Origin of the sequence: Streptococcus sp. bf_0095, from assembly GCF_004166885.1 — a bacterium.
Classification (GTDB): Bacteria; Bacillota; Bacilli; order Lactobacillales; family Streptococcaceae; genus Streptococcus.
Genome location: NZ_RCYU01000001.1, coordinates 574,730 through 591,009, shown reverse-complemented (window position 1 = coordinate 591,009; position 16,280 = coordinate 574,730). Strand labels below are relative to the sequence as shown.

General features: G+C 43.6%; 15 protein-coding genes and 1 pseudogene. 14 read left to right on the top strand and 2 right to left on the bottom strand.

Features of this window, described 5'->3' with window-relative positions; genetic code table 11:
- The first annotated feature begins 101 nt into the window (after nt 1-101).
- The 3 genes from EAI95_RS03050 (at nt 102) to EAI95_RS03040 (ending at nt 1,924) form a co-directional block, all read left to right on the top strand.
- Nucleotides 102-368 carry a hypothetical protein gene (locus EAI95_RS03050; protein ID WP_129822152.1) on the top strand — a complete coding sequence of 89 codons (267 nt, stop codon included), beginning with the start codon at nt 102-104 and terminating at the stop codon, nt 366-368.
- A 198-nt stretch (nt 369-566) separates the two neighbouring features.
- A complete protein-coding gene (locus EAI95_RS03045; RefSeq protein ID WP_129822151.1) occupies nt 567-1,232 on the top strand; it encodes a hypothetical protein in 666 nt (221 codons plus the stop codon).
- Complete coding sequence (locus EAI95_RS03040) at nt 1,223-1,924, top strand: hypothetical protein (protein ID WP_129822150.1); 702 nt, start codon at nt 1,223-1,225, stop codon at nt 1,922-1,924. The genes EAI95_RS03045 and EAI95_RS03040 overlap by 10 nt, the downstream gene beginning before the upstream one ends.
- Before the next feature lie 221 nt (nt 1,925-2,145).
- On the opposite strand, the gene EAI95_RS03035 is transcribed toward EAI95_RS03040, so the two are convergent.
- Nucleotides 2,146-3,894 carry a Cna B-type domain-containing protein gene (locus EAI95_RS03035; RefSeq protein ID WP_155223219.1) on the bottom strand — a complete coding sequence of 583 codons (1,749 nt, stop codon included), beginning with the start codon at nt 3,892-3,894 and terminating at the stop codon, nt 2,146-2,148.
- Between the two features lie 578 nt (nt 3,895-4,472).
- On the opposite strand from EAI95_RS03035, the gene recJ reads away from it, so the two are divergent.
- The 5 genes and pseudogenes from recJ to EAI95_RS03010 all read left to right on the top strand — a co-directional run bounded on the left by recJ (nt 4,473) and on the right by EAI95_RS03010 (nt 9,690).
- A complete protein-coding gene (recJ, locus tag EAI95_RS03030; RefSeq protein ID WP_129822149.1) occupies nt 4,473-6,686 on the top strand; it encodes a single-stranded-DNA-specific exonuclease RecJ in 2,214 nt (737 codons plus the stop codon).
- Nucleotides 6,686-7,279: pseudogene (locus EAI95_RS03025) on the top strand (TipC family immunity protein). Before recJ ends, EAI95_RS03025 begins: the two are co-directional and overlap by 1 nt.
- A gap of 156 nt (nt 7,280-7,435) precedes the next feature.
- Nucleotides 7,436-7,948 (top strand): adenine phosphoribosyltransferase, encoded by a 513-nt coding sequence (locus EAI95_RS03020; protein ID WP_003002788.1) that lies wholly within the window; start codon nt 7,436-7,438, stop codon nt 7,946-7,948.
- 101 nt (nt 7,949-8,049) lie between these two features.
- Nucleotides 8,050-8,994, top strand: a complete 945-nt coding sequence (gene metA / locus EAI95_RS03015) for a homoserine O-succinyltransferase (protein WP_048717344.1) — start codon at nt 8,050-8,052, stop codon at nt 8,992-8,994.
- A gap of 9 nt (nt 8,995-9,003) precedes the next feature.
- Nucleotides 9,004-9,690 (top strand): DnaD domain-containing protein, encoded by a 687-nt coding sequence (locus EAI95_RS03010; protein ID WP_048717346.1) that lies wholly within the window; start codon nt 9,004-9,006, stop codon nt 9,688-9,690.
- A 38-nt stretch (nt 9,691-9,728) separates the two neighbouring features.
- Here the strand turns inward: EAI95_RS03010 and add are convergent, their stop codons facing one another.
- Nucleotides 9,729-10,748 (bottom strand): adenosine deaminase, encoded by a 1,020-nt coding sequence (gene add, locus EAI95_RS03005; protein WP_048717348.1) that lies wholly within the window; start codon nt 10,746-10,748, stop codon nt 9,729-9,731.
- Between the two features lie 138 nt (nt 10,749-10,886).
- Between add and yghU the strand changes: the two genes are divergently transcribed.
- The 6 genes from yghU to EAI95_RS02975 all read left to right on the top strand — a co-directional run bounded on the left by yghU (nt 10,887) and on the right by EAI95_RS02975 (nt 16,054).
- Complete coding sequence (gene yghU / locus EAI95_RS03000) at nt 10,887-11,678, top strand: glutathione-dependent disulfide-bond oxidoreductase (protein WP_048717349.1); 792 nt, start codon at nt 10,887-10,889, stop codon at nt 11,676-11,678.
- Between the two features lie 81 nt (nt 11,679-11,759).
- Complete coding sequence (locus EAI95_RS02995; protein ID WP_048717351.1) at nt 11,760-12,449, top strand: tRNA (adenine(22)-N(1))-methyltransferase TrmK; 690 nt, start codon at nt 11,760-11,762, stop codon at nt 12,447-12,449.
- On the top strand, nt 12,436-13,233 hold the full coding sequence (locus EAI95_RS02990; RefSeq protein ID WP_048717353.1) for a Nif3-like dinuclear metal center hexameric protein: 798 nt from the start codon (nt 12,436-12,438) through the stop codon (nt 13,231-13,233). The genes EAI95_RS02995 and EAI95_RS02990 overlap by 14 nt, the downstream gene beginning before the upstream one ends.
- Nucleotides 13,234-13,239: 6 nt before the next feature.
- Nucleotides 13,240-14,331: an FAD-dependent oxidoreductase gene (locus EAI95_RS02985; protein WP_048717354.1), complete on the top strand. Its 1,092-nt coding sequence runs from the start codon at nt 13,240-13,242 to the stop codon at nt 14,329-14,331.
- A gap of 260 nt (nt 14,332-14,591) precedes the next feature.
- Nucleotides 14,592-15,461, top strand: a complete 870-nt coding sequence (rfbA, locus tag EAI95_RS02980) for a glucose-1-phosphate thymidylyltransferase RfbA (RefSeq protein WP_048717356.1) — start codon at nt 14,592-14,594, stop codon at nt 15,459-15,461.
- Nucleotides 15,461-16,054: a dTDP-4-dehydrorhamnose 3,5-epimerase family protein gene (locus EAI95_RS02975; RefSeq protein WP_006596503.1), complete on the top strand. Its 594-nt coding sequence runs from the start codon at nt 15,461-15,463 to the stop codon at nt 16,052-16,054. The genes rfbA and EAI95_RS02975 overlap by 1 nt, the downstream gene beginning before the upstream one ends.
- The last annotated feature ends 226 nt before the right edge of the window (nt 16,055-16,280 follow it).

The window sequence follows — 16,280 nt, the reverse complement described above, 5'->3', positions numbered from 1 at the left end:
TATTGGTGGGGTTTCTGCTTTTTCTTTCTTGCCTTTGTAGTCACTAGCTGTAAGTGCATGACACCTAGTGACTACAAAAAGCCAAAGAGGTTGTCACAGAAGTGTGTAACAAAAATGATCTTCATGGAAAAGTAACCATATCAAATCCAACTCATCTAACCGTTTCAAATACCTCGAATTATTTCAATGTCGAACTCTATGATGGCCAAGGAAAATCTGCTTATATGCTGAATAATACTTTAAATGACGTCCAGCCAACGGTCCTTGAGGCGGGGGAGTCAGCTAACTATAAAAATAACTATTTAACAGATGGGGATGGACCTTTTAGAGTCGTTTATGGTGACACGAAATGGGTCATTCAAAAATAAGGGATACTTCTAGCAAGGAATTGATGGACTAGAGGAGTAGGTTTAGTCGGATGTTTGTATACTTTGAGTTTTTCTATCAGACAGTATTCACATAATGCAAGGATTTCCAAGAATAGAATTCCTTTTTTCAACCACTGACACTTTATAAGAATCATGGTAAAATAGTTTGTAGGAGCTAGTGAATAGGAGGAGTTGTTTATGCCCAAGTTATTTAAGTCAAAGTTGTTTTTATTTACTTTATTCGTCGTGGTGGTTGGATCGATCTCTTCTATCAAAGAACAAATTCGTATAAGAGAATTGCGTCAGTATGTTCAATGGAAACCGAGGCCAGTAATTAAGGACTATGAATTTATTCATAACGGGGAAGCACTAGTTATCGAATGGGACGATGGTGATGAGAGAGAATTAATTGAAGAAGTGAATAAAGGTAAACCAGAATTTGCGTACCAACTTAATACACATGATGGTGCAAGTGGTGAGCGCTATATCATGCAAGAAAGCTATAAGTTAAAAGCGAGTAGTGATAAGTTTTCACGCTATCGTACTGCACCAGATTCGGCGCCTTATCTAAGCTATAATGAGCCCAAAGAAGGGGAGTATTGGTTGATTGATGTATACGACACGAAGGATCGAAAACTAAAACCTAAAACCTATGATGTCTTTAAAATGGTGCGTGACTATAATAAGAAATATATCCCACTCGATATTTCAGGAGAAATATATGAAACAGAGGATAATGAAGCCTACTTTATTATTACTATGTTAGCACCCAAGGAATCAAAAGCAGTGATTGAAAATGGAACTATGAAAGTTGTTACGGAGGGGTTTAACGAGACTTCACAGTATCCGGTTGAGTGGGGCTGATTGATGCAAAAACAGGAAAAATATCTAAAAAGAGTTCCTCTGGTAAAAGTGTTGAAGAAGTTAAAACGGAGTCAAAACAGAGACTTGAGAATAGACATCCATTCGCTCTTATGCCAAAAACGAGATTATCTGGTTTCGGAGGAAATGACTATATTTCTAGAGGATTACAACTTAGGTTTAATGAAAGTTTTAGGGAGACTGAAAGATACAAAATATCTCTAGCAGCAGCCTATCCAAAGGCCTATCAGATGTTGAAAAATCACTATCGCTCCGTTTTGTATTTCTTAGGCGAGGAAGATGTAGAGTTTCGTCTCTCCTTTTTAGAATTACTAACAAGTCCCTATAATTCATTTGTTGAAGATTTCACGCTTCCTGCTGATTATTCAATAGATGGGCAAGAGCACCTTGTTCAGAATAAAGAAGAATTTCTTCAATACTTCAAATCTCAGCCTCAAAAAAACAGTACTAATTTTGAGTTGGCTCTTATGAATATATTTTACGAAGAAACACCAGAAGGATACATAAGGAGAGATCTTTTTAAAAATTTAACCATTCCCGCCGAGTTTTCAAAAGATGGGCAAGAACATGTGATTCAAGATGTGCTCCAATTTCAAAAGGTCCTCAATATTGAAAAGATAGAAAATGAAAAATTAAGGAAGAAAATAATAGAAACATTCCCATATATGAAATAGACTGGAATATAAGTGAAGATACAAAAGAGCCTAGTGAAGTTTTCACAGGCTCTTTTATATAACCTCTAGGACAGAAAAATGAGAATGAGGTAGGACTTGGTTTTCTAGTTTATTCTATCGTCATAGGTCCATAAAAAAGAGAGAGAATGTGATTCTCTCTCGTGCTATTAGTGACTAGGAGGTGGAGCTAGTGCAAGCTAATAGTAGTTTTCTGAACTGAATTAGTTATCAGTCATTTTACGTTTCAATACAACGGCACCGGCCAAGACCAATACTCCTGTAAGAACAAGACCTGTTGCGACAACTTCACCTGTACTTGGAAGAAGTTTCTTACGTCCGCCACCATTGCCTCCAGCGTTCGGTCCAGTTGGATTTTCAGGTGTAGTGGTAGTAGAACCATTCTTTTTAGGTCCTTTAGGTGTTGTACTAGGTGTTGTAGTAGGTCCTTCAGGTGTTGTAGATGGTGTAGATGGTGTAGGTGGTGTAGGTGGTGTTCCAGGCGTAGTAGTTACTGTAGTCTTAGGCTCATCAGGCGTAGTAGTTACTGTAGTCTTAGGCTCACCAGGCGTAGTAGTTGTTGTAGTAGTGGTTGTAGTAGTAGTGGTTGTTGTAGTCGTTGTAGTTGGTTTGTTTGATGTGTTGACGACCTTAATCACGTTTGCATCATCAATTTTTTCAACTTTAGAAGTGTAACCTTCAGGTGTATTTGTTTCCACTACTGAGTACTCAATCTTCTTACCGTCTTTGATACCTGGCAATTTCGTAAATGCTGCTTGCCAACCAGAAGCTTTTGTAAGAGTTTGTGTCATTCCTTCTAAAGCTTTGCCGTCAGCATACAATTGAACAGTGATATCTTTACGGTCAGCTTCTTCGTCACCAACCCACTCTTTCTGAACTGTCACAGTTGTATCACCAGATACCCAGAATTTCAACTCTGTATTGTTCCAGAATGCTGGGTCTGTTTGAGGTGTTGTGATTTCGTCAGCTTTCAAGGTAGCGTTGTTATCAACACGGATAGTTGTTTTAGGAATGATTGTTTGGTATTCAACAATGATTTCTTCATCTGAAGCTGTTTTAAAGACATCACTGACATCTGATAAGTTCACAGTAAATCCATTACCGTCTGGATCAAATGTCACATGTTGCCAGAAGTCCCATCCGGAAGCAACCACTTGTCCACCTTTTCTTAATGTGAAGGATGGTTTCAAGTAAGTTCCAACGAAGAATTCACTTGCAGCGTGATTAGCAGGTGTTTTAAAAGTGATTTTTGAGTAATCTACAGCTGAAGCTTGGATTTTATCTGATACAACAGGATTTGTGATGGCTTGTTTTTTACCATCGCCATTGATACGGATGAACCATTTTGTAAGGTAGTAGTCATCGCCAACGTTCATCCATGCATAGTTTTCTGATGCATCGAGTTTGAATTCTTTAGATACATAGTCACCAGTAAGGTTGTACTTGTTCAAAACAGATTCAAATACGCCAGGTCCATCAGGACGAGTGATGACAACGGATTCTGAACCAACTTTAGAAGTTGCGGTTTTGTTTCCAGGATTTCCTGGAGTACTATCCCACACTGCTTGGTATGAGAAACCACCCTTAACGTTTTGGTTCATGGATTCGATTGCTTTTTTAAAGGTAAAAGTAATCTTTTTGTCTGTCATCGACAAGGTAGCTACTTCAGCACCGTTTGCTTGAAGTGACTCCGTTGCAAGTTTGGTGATATTGACACCTTCTGGAGCGTCGATAGTAAACGTATCACCTTCCTTAACAGAAATACCTGTTAAGTCCCAGTCAAAAGAAAAATTGACCTTTTGACCAGATGTATCTGCTTTAAGGTTTGTAATGGTTGGTGTAACAGTTGCTGCAGAAACTGGCTTAATGATTGACAAGCCAAGAGCAACTACACTAATCATTGCTACAAACGCGAATAATTTTTTATAGAAAGTTTTCACTTGTTCCTCCATTCCTTTTTCCTGGTTTGGAAGTATATCACTTTTTTTCCACACATTTTAAGCGTGTCCAGTTCTATACCGACAAAAAGTCGGCTAGATGTTTATGACGGTTTTTCTGCTAGGACTGAATGGTAGAGACCATCGTTGTAGCCAGAGAAAAGCGAAAGTCGACTGTGACATCTTAAAATAAAAAACTGATTGTCCTTTCCACACACAGAATTAATAACTCCAAGGGCCATAAAGTCAAGAGTTTCAAACCAAGACGGCTGAAAAACCGATCGCTTTGTTTCCCTATAATTTTAGGCCTCTTATATTATATTACAATCCTTTGCAGTGTCAAGTAATTTGTAACGAAATACTAAAATTTAGTAAGATTTTTTTATAGGGAAGTATTATCGTTAGATCAAAAGGTAGAAAAAATAGGAAGAAGGCTTGTAACAGAGGCAGTTTGGGAGCTGGACTAAGCTTGATTTTTATGACCTTGGATAAAAGATTTTACCCCTACTGATTCAAAGCTAGCTTTCATTTTCCGGATTCCCGGCTTTCATGTTATAATATGCTGATAAGAAAAACAGGAGACAAGGACCGAGATGATCACGTCAAAATATGAATGGCAATTTGCTGCGCCCTTTTCAGATGATACTTTTTTGGCGCAAGCAAAGAAGAGAGGATTAGAAGCATCTGCAGCCAAGTTACTGGGAGAACGAGGGATCCAGACGGAAGAGGCGCTGGATCGTTTTCTTGAACCTCGGCTAGAAGATCTGCATGATCCCTACCTGCTTCACGATATGGACAAGGCAGTGGATCGCATCAGACGGGCCATCGAAGATTATGAGCAGATCCTGATCTACGGAGACTATGATGCAGACGGGATGACGGCCGCTTCTATCATGAAGGAAACCCTGGAGCAGATGGGGGCGGAAGTAGCCGTCTATCTGCCTAACCGCTTTACAGATGGGTATGGTCCCAATGCCAGTGTCTACAAGTACTTTATCGAACAGCAGGGGATTTCCCTCATCATCACGGTGGACAATGGGGTAGCTGGACACGAAGCCATTGAATTGGCCCAAAGCATGGGAGTAGATGTCATCGTGACAGACCACCATGCCATGCCAGAAGTCTTGCCCGATGCCTATGCCATCATTCATCCCGAGCATCCAGATGCCGACTATCCTTTCAAGCACCTAGCAGGATGCGGGGTTGCCTTTAAGTTGGCTTGTTCCCTCCTAGAAGAGGTGCCCCTAGATTTCCTTGATTTGGTGGCCATTGGGACCATTGCGGATATGGTCAGTCTGACAGATGAAAACCGCATCCTAGTCAAGTATGGCCTTGGTGTCCTTCGTCAAACCCAACGGATCGGCCTCCAGGAAATGCTCAAGCTGGCCTCCATCGCCCCTCAAGATGTAAATGAAGAAACAGTTGGTTTTCAGATTGCCCCTCGTCTCAATGCGCTGGGGCGCTTAGATGACCCAAATCCAGCGGTTGAACTCTTGACAGGTTTTGATGACGAAGAAGCGCTAGAAATTGCGCTGATGATTCAAGCCAAGAATGAAGAGCGCAAGGAAATTGTCCAAGCCATCTATGATGAAGCTAAAGCCATGGTTGATCCAAGTCTTCCCGTCCAAATCTTGGCCAAGGAAGGCTGGAATCCAGGTGTCTTAGGGATCGTGGCCGGTCGACTACTTGAAGAGCTCCATCAGCCCATTATCGTCCTCACCATAGACCAAGGCAAGGCCAAGGGGAGCGCACGTAGCCCTGAAAGTGTTCATATTTTTGAAGCCCTAGATCCCCATCGTGATCTCTTTATCGCCTTTGGAGGCCATGCGGGTGCAGCTGGTATGACTCTGGAAGTTGACAAGCTCCCTCGTCTGACCGAGATTTTTTCTGACTATATTGTAGAAAAAGGGATTGACCTGACGGCCAAATCCACACTCTTTGTGGATGAGGAGTTGGACCTAGAAGAGCTGACTTTGGATACCTTGAAGAGTTTCGACCGTCTCGCTCCTTTTGGGATGGACCATAAGAAACCAGTCTTTTACATTCGTGATTTTCAAGTTGAGTCTAGCCGGACTATGGGGGCCGGCAATAGCCATCTGAAGTTGAAGATTCAAAAAGGCGATGCCCGTTTTGATGTGGTGGCTTTTGGTCAGGGCCATTTGGAATTGGAGTACTCCCAAGCGAAAAACTTGGAGTTGGTGGTATCCTTGTCCGTCAATCAGTGGAATGGACAGACCACCCTGCAACTGATGGTGGTGGATGCCCGTGTAGAAGGAGTACAGCTCTATAATATCCGAGGGAAAAATGCTCCTCTCCCACAAGCTATTCCCCTCTTTAGTCAGTTGGAAGAAGGGGAAGATTCTCCTGCCATTGTCATCGATCGCATACCGGATGACCTGGCTGACTTAAAAGCCCTCTTCCAAGAACAGAGCTTCCAAGCGGTCTATTTTAAAAATCACCTAGACAAGGCCTATTATTTGACTGGCTATGGTAGTCGGGATCAGTATGCCAAACTCTACAAAACGCTGTATCAGTTCCCTGAGTTTGATATTCGCCATAAGCTCAGCCAACTATCTGACTACCTCAAGATTCCACAAGTTTTGTTGATTAAGATGATCCAAATCTTCCAAGAGTTGGGCTTTGTCCAGATTGAAAATGGCATCATGACGGTCAACAAGGACGCGGAGAAGAAGGAGATTGCCTCTAGTTCCATCTATCAGGACTTGGTGCAGACGGTCAAAGACCAGGAACTCATGGCTTTAGGATCTGTGCAAGAAATTTATGACTATTTAACGGAATCGATTTAATGAACAAAAAGAAAATATTTCTCTGGCTCAGCCCTTTCCTCCTTTTTGCCCTCTATTGGCTGGGGATCTACTGGAGTTTGAGAAATCCCATGGAAGAAATCAACTACGCTGAAAATGGCAGCTGGATGCGCTATGTGATGTTTAGGCCCTTTACAGAAACGATCGGGAGTGATCGCATCTGGAAGGAGGATGAAGGATTTCAAATGTACCCCTATTCAGATAAAATCGTTGGTGGTCAAGAAGAGCTATCCGTCATGATGTTTCGAGATAGTTCTGAATGGGTTTAATGGTATGAATACCATCTAAACAAAAATGCATACGTTTGGATGACCTTCAAATACAATTCTAAAAAAAGAGCATTGATTCAAGAAAAAGTGTATCTTTACGAGGATAATCAAACAGTTGAAGGAAGTGATTTTTTACAGAAACTTGCTACCTATGGCAAAGACCTTACTTGGCTTCGAGACCAAAGTAAGAAAGTCGCCGAACAATACATCCTTGGTACCTGGTTTAAAAATGGAAGTTCTCGTTATTCCATGAAAAATCTGGGCGATATGAAAATCCAGTACAATGAATTGTTAGAAGAGAAGTAAGACATTTTTTCGAATCCAATCCCACATCTTTTTTGGATGTGGGATTTTGTTTTCTTTGTAGGAGGGTGGGAAAATGATTTAGTAAAAAATGATGCACGTTAGTAGAATTCATGGTATAATGGAATGTAAAAATTTTTTTATGAAAGAAAGTTAACCATGAATTTAAAAGATTACATTGCAAGCATTGAGAACTATCCGCAAGAAGGAATTACCTTCCGTGATATCAGCCCTTTGATGGCAGATGGCAATGCTTATAGTTATGCGATTCGTGAAATCGTTCAATACGCGACGGATAAGAAGATTGATATGATCGTCGGCCCTGAAGCGCGTGGATTCATCGTTGGATGTCCGGTCGCTTTCGAGCTCGGTATTGGTTTTGCGCCTGTTCGGAAACCTGGCAAATTGCCACGTGAAGTCATCTCAGCTGACTACGAAAAAGAATACGGTGTTGACACCTTGACCATGCATGCTGATGCTATCAAACCAGGTCAACGCGTCCTTATCGTCGATGACCTCTTGGCAACAGGTGGTACGGTTAAAGCAACCATCGAAATGATCGAAAAACTCGGTGGAGTGGTTGCAGGTTGTGCCTTCTTGATCGAGCTCGATGATCTCAAAGGCCGCGAAGCTATCGGAGACTACGATTACAAGGTCTTGATGCATTACTAATATAGTTTAGAGCTATATCTAGATAGAGAAAAACCATAATTGAAAACTATATGCTCCTGTCTTATAATAAGAGGTAACAACTTGTAAGATGGGAGCTTTTTATGCCAATTACCTTAGATAAGAAATTACCAGCAGTTGATATTCTTCGCTCAGAAAATATTTTTGTCATGGATGATATTCGGGCAACGCATCAAGATATTCGTCCGATGAATGTTCTGATTTTGAATCTCATGCCGACTAAGGTAGCCACTGAGACTCAACTCTTACGCCTCCTGGCCAATACTCCCTTGCAGATCAATGTGGATTTTCTCTATATGACCAGCCATGAGTCCAAGACGACAGCGGCAGAACATATGGAAGTCTTCTACAAATCCTTCGAGGATATTAAAGAGAACTATTATGATGGCTTGATTATTACGGGAGCTCCAGTAGAGAAATTAGCCTTTGAGGAAGTGGATTACTGGGAGGAGTTAACAAAGGTTTTTGCTTGGTCGAAACGACATGTTTTTTCAACCTTGCATCTTTGTTGGGGTGCGCAAGCTGGTCTCTATTACCGCTATGGGATTGAAAAAGTAGCCCTCTGCGACAAGCTATCAGGGATCTATGAGCAAACAGTTATGAATCCGCAGAATCGCTTGATGCGTGGCTTTGACGATGCTTTTTTGGCCCCTCACTCACGTTATACAGATGTCCCCCTCAAGGAAGTGCTAGAGAAGAGTAACTTGCAAGTCCTGGCTCAGGGGGGTGAAGTAGGATTATCCATCCTGGCCAGTCCAGACCTTCGAGAGGTCTATAGTTTTGGCCATTTGGAATATGACCGTGATACCTTGGCCAAGGAATACCAGCGGGATGTCAAAGCAGGCTTGAATCCAGATCTTCCGAAGAATTATTACGATCAGGATGACAGTAGTCGTGACCCACGGATGCGGTGGAACTTAGCGGCAGCCAACTTCTTTAGTAATTGGATCAATTATGCAGTTTACCAAGAAACTCCTTATCGTTTGGAGGAGTTAGAAAAAGATATTTCATTTTATGGTTACCTATAAAGGGGTAGTATGACATATTCACAAGCATTTAAGTCGGGCAATTTGGTTTTACCAAGTGCTTTACTTTTCCATTATCAGCATTTATTTAAAGACGCAGAGGATTTTCTGGTTTGGCAGTTCTTTTATTTGCAAAACACGACCAACCAATCCAGCCTCACACCTAATCAAATTGCAGATGCAATTGGCAAGTCTGTCGCAGAAGTCAACCAGTCCATGTCTCGCCTGACCAACCAAGGGTTGCTCCAATATCGGACCATTGAGCTAGATGGGGAGATTGAAGTTCTTTTTGATGCGACCATTGCCCTCGAACGCTTGGATGACCTGCTTCAAAGTAAGACAGAAGTAGCACAGCGCGGGCAAGATAAGCAAGCAGAAAATGAACTGGCTAATTTGGTCAAAACTTTTGAGCAGGAGTTAGGACGTTTGTTGACGCCATTTGAAATCGAAGATTTGACGCAGACAGTCAAGCAGGACCAAACAGACCCTGATATTGTGAAGGCTGCCTTGAGAGAAGCTGTCTTTAATGGCAAACCTCACTGGAAATACATTCAGGCCATCCTGCGCAATTGGCGACGGGAGGGCATTACCAGTTTGACACAATTAAAAATCAAACAACAAGAACGGGAAGCCCTTCAGCCTGAAAATGTCACAGTTTCAGATGATTTCTTACAGGCGATGGATTTGTGGAAAGATTAAAAAAATACTAGCACTCATAAAGTGCTAGCTTTTTTTGTTTATAAATAGTCCGCGTAAGCCTTTTCTAGTTTGGTTAGGAGTTCTTGTTTTTCCTCATCACTAGCAAAGGAAGCTTGGATGGCATCGACATTGTGCTGGTAAAAGTCAGCTGGCGTCGTATGGAAGTGGCGATGGTAGAGGGCATATTCCTTGGTCAGGTCGGTATCAGAGACGGTGCGGTTATCGGTGTTGATGCTGATATGGGCTTGTGCTTCCTTCATCTTGAGGTAAGGGAAGTCCGCCACAGTGGCAGCTGCCTTGGTTTGAAGGTTACTAGTCAAACAGAGCTCACCAGTAACACCATTTTTCACAAACTCTTTTAGAAGCTCTTGTTCATCCGCTAGCAAGGTCACGTGACCATTTCGTTTGATGCCATAGGCCATGGATTGAGCGACGTTGGCTGGACAGTGGCACTCGCCAGCATGCAGTGTCATGGGACGGTTGTAACTTTTAACCTGTTGGATGAGGGCATCAATGGCTTGTGGTGGGTAGTGGTGTTCATCCCCAGCGAAGTCAAAGCCGACAAAATCTTGATCCCTAACTTGGTTGGCTTCTGCTAGGATACGAGAGGTGAGTTCTTGATCCGACTGGCGCATGCCGCAGACGAGGGCTTTTGCAACAATGCCAAATTCATCCTGGGCTTGGCGCAGTCCTTCACAGACAGCATCGATTGTTTCTGGGACAGTGAGCCCTTGGTCCATGGACAATTCTGGGGCAAAACGAACCTCAATGTAGACGACATTTTCGAGAGCAGCTTGCTTGGCCACATCGTAAGCAGCAAGGGTCAAGGCTTCCTTGGTTTGAAGGAGAGGGCGAATGTAGTCAAAGGCCTCCAAATAGTCCAAAAGATTCTCACAGTGGGCAGGTGCAGTGACATGGTGCTTGAGCTCTTCATCACTAGCAGGGAGGTCAATATTGGCCATGGCTGCCAATTGGCGAATGGTCGGAAGAGACAAGGAACCGTCTAAGTGGCAGTGTAGTTCTGTCTTTGCCAAACTATGAAAGTCGATCGTGGACATGTTTTTTCTCCTTCAAAATGTATTTTTTCTATACTATCATTTTGCCAAGAAATGTCAAGTAAAGCCAGCGTAGCAGATTTTTGAAAGTAGCGACTGGATTTGATATGCTAGTAGTAACATAGACAAAGGAGAAAAGAGATGTCAGATTATCAATTACCAGAAGTATGGGAAGCACCAAACCAAATGGGAGGAGCCTGGGGTGGCTTGAACCAACCAACAGCAGGTGCCCGCTTTGAACAAACTCTTCCAAAAGGGGATCATCCTTTCCAACTCTATACCCTTCCAACTCCAAATGGGATTAAGGTGACCATTATGCTGGAAGAATTAAAAGAGTTGGGAGTGGATGCAGGCTACGACGCTTATCGCATCAAGATTGGTGAGGGAGATCAGTTTGGTAGTGACTTTGTAGCCATCAATCCCAACTCAAAAATTCCAGCCATGTTGGATCAATCAGGCGACCGAGACATTCGGGTCTTTGAATCAGCCAATATTCTCTTGTATCTAGCGGAGAAATTTGGCCATTTAATCCCGACAGATCCTGCTAAGCGGACAGAAGTGCTCAACTGGCTCTTCTGGCAGACGGGTGCGGCACCATTCTTAGGTGGAGGCTTTGGTCATTTCTTCCACTATGCTCCTGAAAAAATTGAGTATGCCATCAACCGTTTTGCCATGGAAGCCAAACGCCAATTGGACCTGCTGGACAAGGAATTGGCGACCAAACCTTATATCGCAGGGGATGACTATACCATTGCAGATATTGCCATCTGGTCTTGGTATGGCCGTCTAGCCCAAGACAAGGTCTGGGATCGTGCCGGAATTTTCCTAGATGTGAAGGAATACAAGCATTTGCAAGCCTGGACAGAGAAAATCGCCAATCGCCCAGCTGTGAAACGTGGCTTGGAAGTGGACTATAAGGAAATTAATGCATAAGAAAAGGGCGCCGTCGCGCCTTTTTTTAATGGTGCAAACATGGTATACTAAGGGATGGAATAAAAGTTTAGAAAGTAGCACATGGAATTTACAAAATTATCAAATCGCTTGGACTTAGTGGCTAGCTTCGTCCCAGCTGGAGCGCGTCTGTTGGACGTGGGGAGTGACCATGCTTATCTACCAATCGCCCTCTTACAAGAAGGTAAGATTGAGGCTGCTATTGCTGGTGAAGTGGTAGAGGGACCCTATCAGTCTGCCCTGCAAAATGTCGCCGATAATGGCTTAGAGGACAAGATTGAAGTCCGCCTGGCCAATGGTTTGGCTGCCTTTGAACCAGCAGACGGCATTTCTTGTATCACTATTGCAGGTATGGGAGGACGCTTGATTGCGGATATCCTAGCGGCAGGCCTTGAAAAATTAGCCAATGTCTCCCGCTTGGTCCTCCAGCCCAATAATCGAGAGGATGAATTGCGGGCTTGGTTAGTAGACCATGATTTCCGCATTGTTGATGAAGCGATCTTGGAAGAAAATGAGAAGTTCTATGAGATCCTTGTAGTGGAACAGGGTTCTCAAGAGTTGACAGCTATGGAACTGCGCTTTGGTCCCTATTTGATGCGGGAACAAACTCCAGCCTTTGTCCAAAAGTGGTCCAAGGAAGTGGAAAAATTGGCCTTTGCCTTGGAGCAAGTCCCAGTTGAGAATCAATCTGCCAGAGCATCGTTAGAAGAGCGCATCGCACAAATCAAGGAGGTCCTAAATGCTAGCAAGTGAAGTCATCAAACGCTATGAAGCCTACTGTCCTCAGGAACTATCCATGGAGGGAGATGTCCGTGGTCTACAAGTCGGCACGCTGCATAAAGACATCCATAAGGTCATGGTAGCCTTAGATATTCGGGAGCAGACGGTGGCAGAAGCTATCGCCCATGGGGTAGACTTGATCATCGTCAAGCACGCACCGATTTTCCGTCCCATCAAAGATCTGGTAGCAGATCGGGCTCAAAATCAGATCTATATTGACCTGATCAAGCATGATATCGCAGTCTATGTCAGCCATACCAATATTGACATTGTCCCAGATGGTCTCAACGATTGGTTCTGCCAACTCTTGGACATTGAAGATACAGAGCCCCTCAGCATGACAGGGGAAGGACTCGGAATCGGCCGGATTGGTCAGGTGTCCGCCCAAACCTTTGGTCAGTTGGCTGAAAAGGTCAAAGAAACTTTTGGACTAGATGCTTTGCGCTTGGTCAGTTATGACCAGACTGATTTGGATCGGGTTGTTACGCGTGTCGCCATCTGTGGAGGAAGTGGCCAGTCCTTTTATAAGGATGCTCTCGCTAAAGGGGCTGAGGTCTATATCACAGGAGATATCTACTACCACACGGCTCAAGACATGCTGAGCGATGGGCTCTTGGCCTTGGATCCAGGGCACCATATCGAAGTTCTCTTTGTCTCGAAACTAGTAGAAAAGCTCAATCAGTGGAAGGCTGAGGAAGCGTGGGAGATTGAAGTGATTGGCAGTCAAGCTAGCACCAATCCTTTTTACCATATCTAAGGGGTCATGATGAAAGTAGCCATTATCGGTGCAGGGATCGTAGGATCCACTGCAGCCTATTATTTATCCAAAGAAGCACAAGTGGATGTGACTGTCTATGACCATGGAGTCGGCCAAGCAACTAAGGCAGCGGCAGGCATTATTAGCCCTTGGTTTTCCAAACGGCGGAACAAGGCCTGGTATCGCCTCGCTCGTCTGGGAGCTGATTTTTACCAAGAATTGGTAGAAGACCTGGCCAAGGACGGAATTAAAACAGATTTTTACCAGCAGACCGGTGTCTATCTCCTCAAGAAAAAGGAGGACAAATTAGACGAACTCTATCAGTTGGCGCTGAGCCGTCGGGAAGAATCTCCCTTGATTGGAGACTTGGCGATTTTAAACAAAGAAGAGGTGGCCCAGCAATTCCCAGGTCTAAATGGTTTTGAACAGCTCCTTTATGCCTCAGGTGGAGCTCATGTTGAAGGAGCGCTTCTCACGGAAACTCTCCTTAAAGCCAGTGGGGCAAGAGTGATTAAGGAAGAGGTTGCTCTCTCAGTCTCGGATCATGGCTATCAGATTGCAGGAGAAAACTATGACCAAGTCATCCTAGCAACAGGAGCCTGGCTGGGACAAATGCTCGAGCCACTTGGCTACCAAGTCGATGTCCGTCCCCAAAAAGGACAGTTGCGGGATTATCAGCTAGACCTAGATACTGATGACTATCCTGTGGTCATGCCAGAAGGAGAGCTGGATATCATTCCCTTCCAAAAGGGCAAAATCAGTATGGGAGCCACTCATGAGAATGAGATGGGCTTTGACCTGACGGTGGATCAAGCTCAGCTAAATCAGATGGAAACAGAAGCTTTGGCCTACTATCCAGAACTAGCTCAAGCGACAGTTGTCGGCGAGCGCGTGGGAACACGGGCCTACACCAGTGACTTTTCACCATTCTGGGGGGCTCTTCCCGATCAAGCTGGTATTTATGTTGCCAGTGGCCTAGGTTCGTCCGGCCTCACAACAGGTCCCCTCATTGGTTGGCATCTAGCCCAACTAGTGGCAGGAGGAAACCTACGCTTAGATCCAGCAGATTATCCAGTTGAACAATATGTGAAGAAGTAGGCTGGGACAAAAGTCCTAGCCTCTCAATTGTCTTTGGATTATCGAGCAAGACGCAGTGGTTGAGTGGGCTCTACTACAAGGTAAGGCTTTCAGACGACTCAGTCAAGGAGCAGTAATCTATTTGAATTATGAGTAAGACCACTGCTAACAATTCTACAACTCTCATCTCCGGTCATCACCTTGCAACACAAATGCAAGGTGACTTTTTTATATAAACATGATAAAATAGGGGTAATGAATACGTAGAAAGGCCTAACATTATGAAAGGTATTATTTTAGCTGGTGGTTCGGGTACTCGTTTGTATCCTTTGACTCGTGCCGCTTCCAAACAGTTGATGCCCATTTACGACAAGCCAATGATTTACTACCCATTGTCAACTCTTATGTTAGCAGGGATCAAAGAAATCTTGATCATCTCAACTCCGCAAGATCTTCCTCGTTTTGAAGAGCTTCTTGGAGATGGTTCTGAACTTGGTATTTCCCTCTCTTATGCAGAGCAACCAAGCCCAGACGGCTTAGCACAAGCCTTTATCATTGGTGAAGAGTTCATTGGTGACGATCATGTTGCCCTCGTTCTTGGAGATAATATCTTCCATGGAAATGGCCTAACCAAGATGTTGCAACGGGCTGAAGCAAAAGAAAAAGGGGCAACTGTCTTTGGTTACCAAGTTAAAGATCCAGAACGTTTTGGTGTGGTAGAGTTTGATGCAGATATGAATGCTATCTCTATCGAAGAAAAACCAGAACATCCAAAATCCAACTTTGCGGTGACAGGACTTTACTTCTATGACAATGATGTAGTAGAGATTGCTAAAAACATCAAACCAAGTCCTCGTGGAGAGCTTGAAATCACCGATGTCAACAAGGCTTATTTGGAGCGTGGAGACCTCTCTGTTGAGCTCATGGGTCGTGGTTTTGCTTGGTTGGATACAGGAACTCACGAAAGTCTCTTGCAGGCTTCTCAATATATCGAAACTGTTCAACGCTTGCAAAACGTCCAAGTTGCCAACCTTGAAGAAATCGCCTATCGCATGGGTTATATCACCAAAGAACAAGTCCATGAATTGGCGCAACCTCTTAAGAAAAATGAATACGGACAATACTTGCTCCGTTTGATTGGAGAAGCTTAATGACAGAACAATTTTTCGGAAAAGAATTAGCAGCCCGCAAGATTGAAGCCATCCCAGGCTTGTTGGAGTTTGATATTCCAGTTCATGGGGACAACCGTGGTTGGTTCAAGGAGAACTTCCAAAAGGAAAAAATGCTTCCTCTTGGATTTCCTGAAAGCTTCTTTGCCGAAGGCAAGTTGCAAAATAACGTTTCTTTCTCGCGCAAGCATGTATTACGTGGTCTGCATGCAGAACCTTGGGACAAGTACATCTCTGTGGCAGATGAAGGAAAGGTTCTTGGCACTTGGGTAGACCTTCGTGAAGGTGAAACATTTGGGAATACCTATCAAACTGTGATCGATGCCTCTAAAGGGATTTTTGTTCCTCGTGGCGTAGCCAATGGTTTCCAAGTTTTGTCTGACAAAGTAGCCTACAGCTATTTGGTCAATGACTACTGGGCATTGGAGCTCAAGCCAAAATATGCCTTTGTCAACTATGCAGACCCAAGCCTAGACATCCAATGGGAAAACTTGGAAGAAGCAGAAGTCTCAGAAGCAGATAAGAACCACCCATTGCTCAAAGACGTCAAACCCCTAAAAGCAGAAGATTTGTAAAAATGAAGCTCTTAAAACAATCAAGTACATCATTATATAGTTTTTAGCTTTGCTATAAACGAGCGAAGCGAGCTATATGCTTAGCTTTCCGCCGTGAGAAAAGCACCTGAACCATAATATTTCAGGTGCTCGGAAGTTTTGAGACACTAGGCTCAAAACTTAGTCATGGAACTTCTTCGAAGTTCGCTGACGTCCGTACTCACCTAAGGAAAGCTAAAAAAAGATT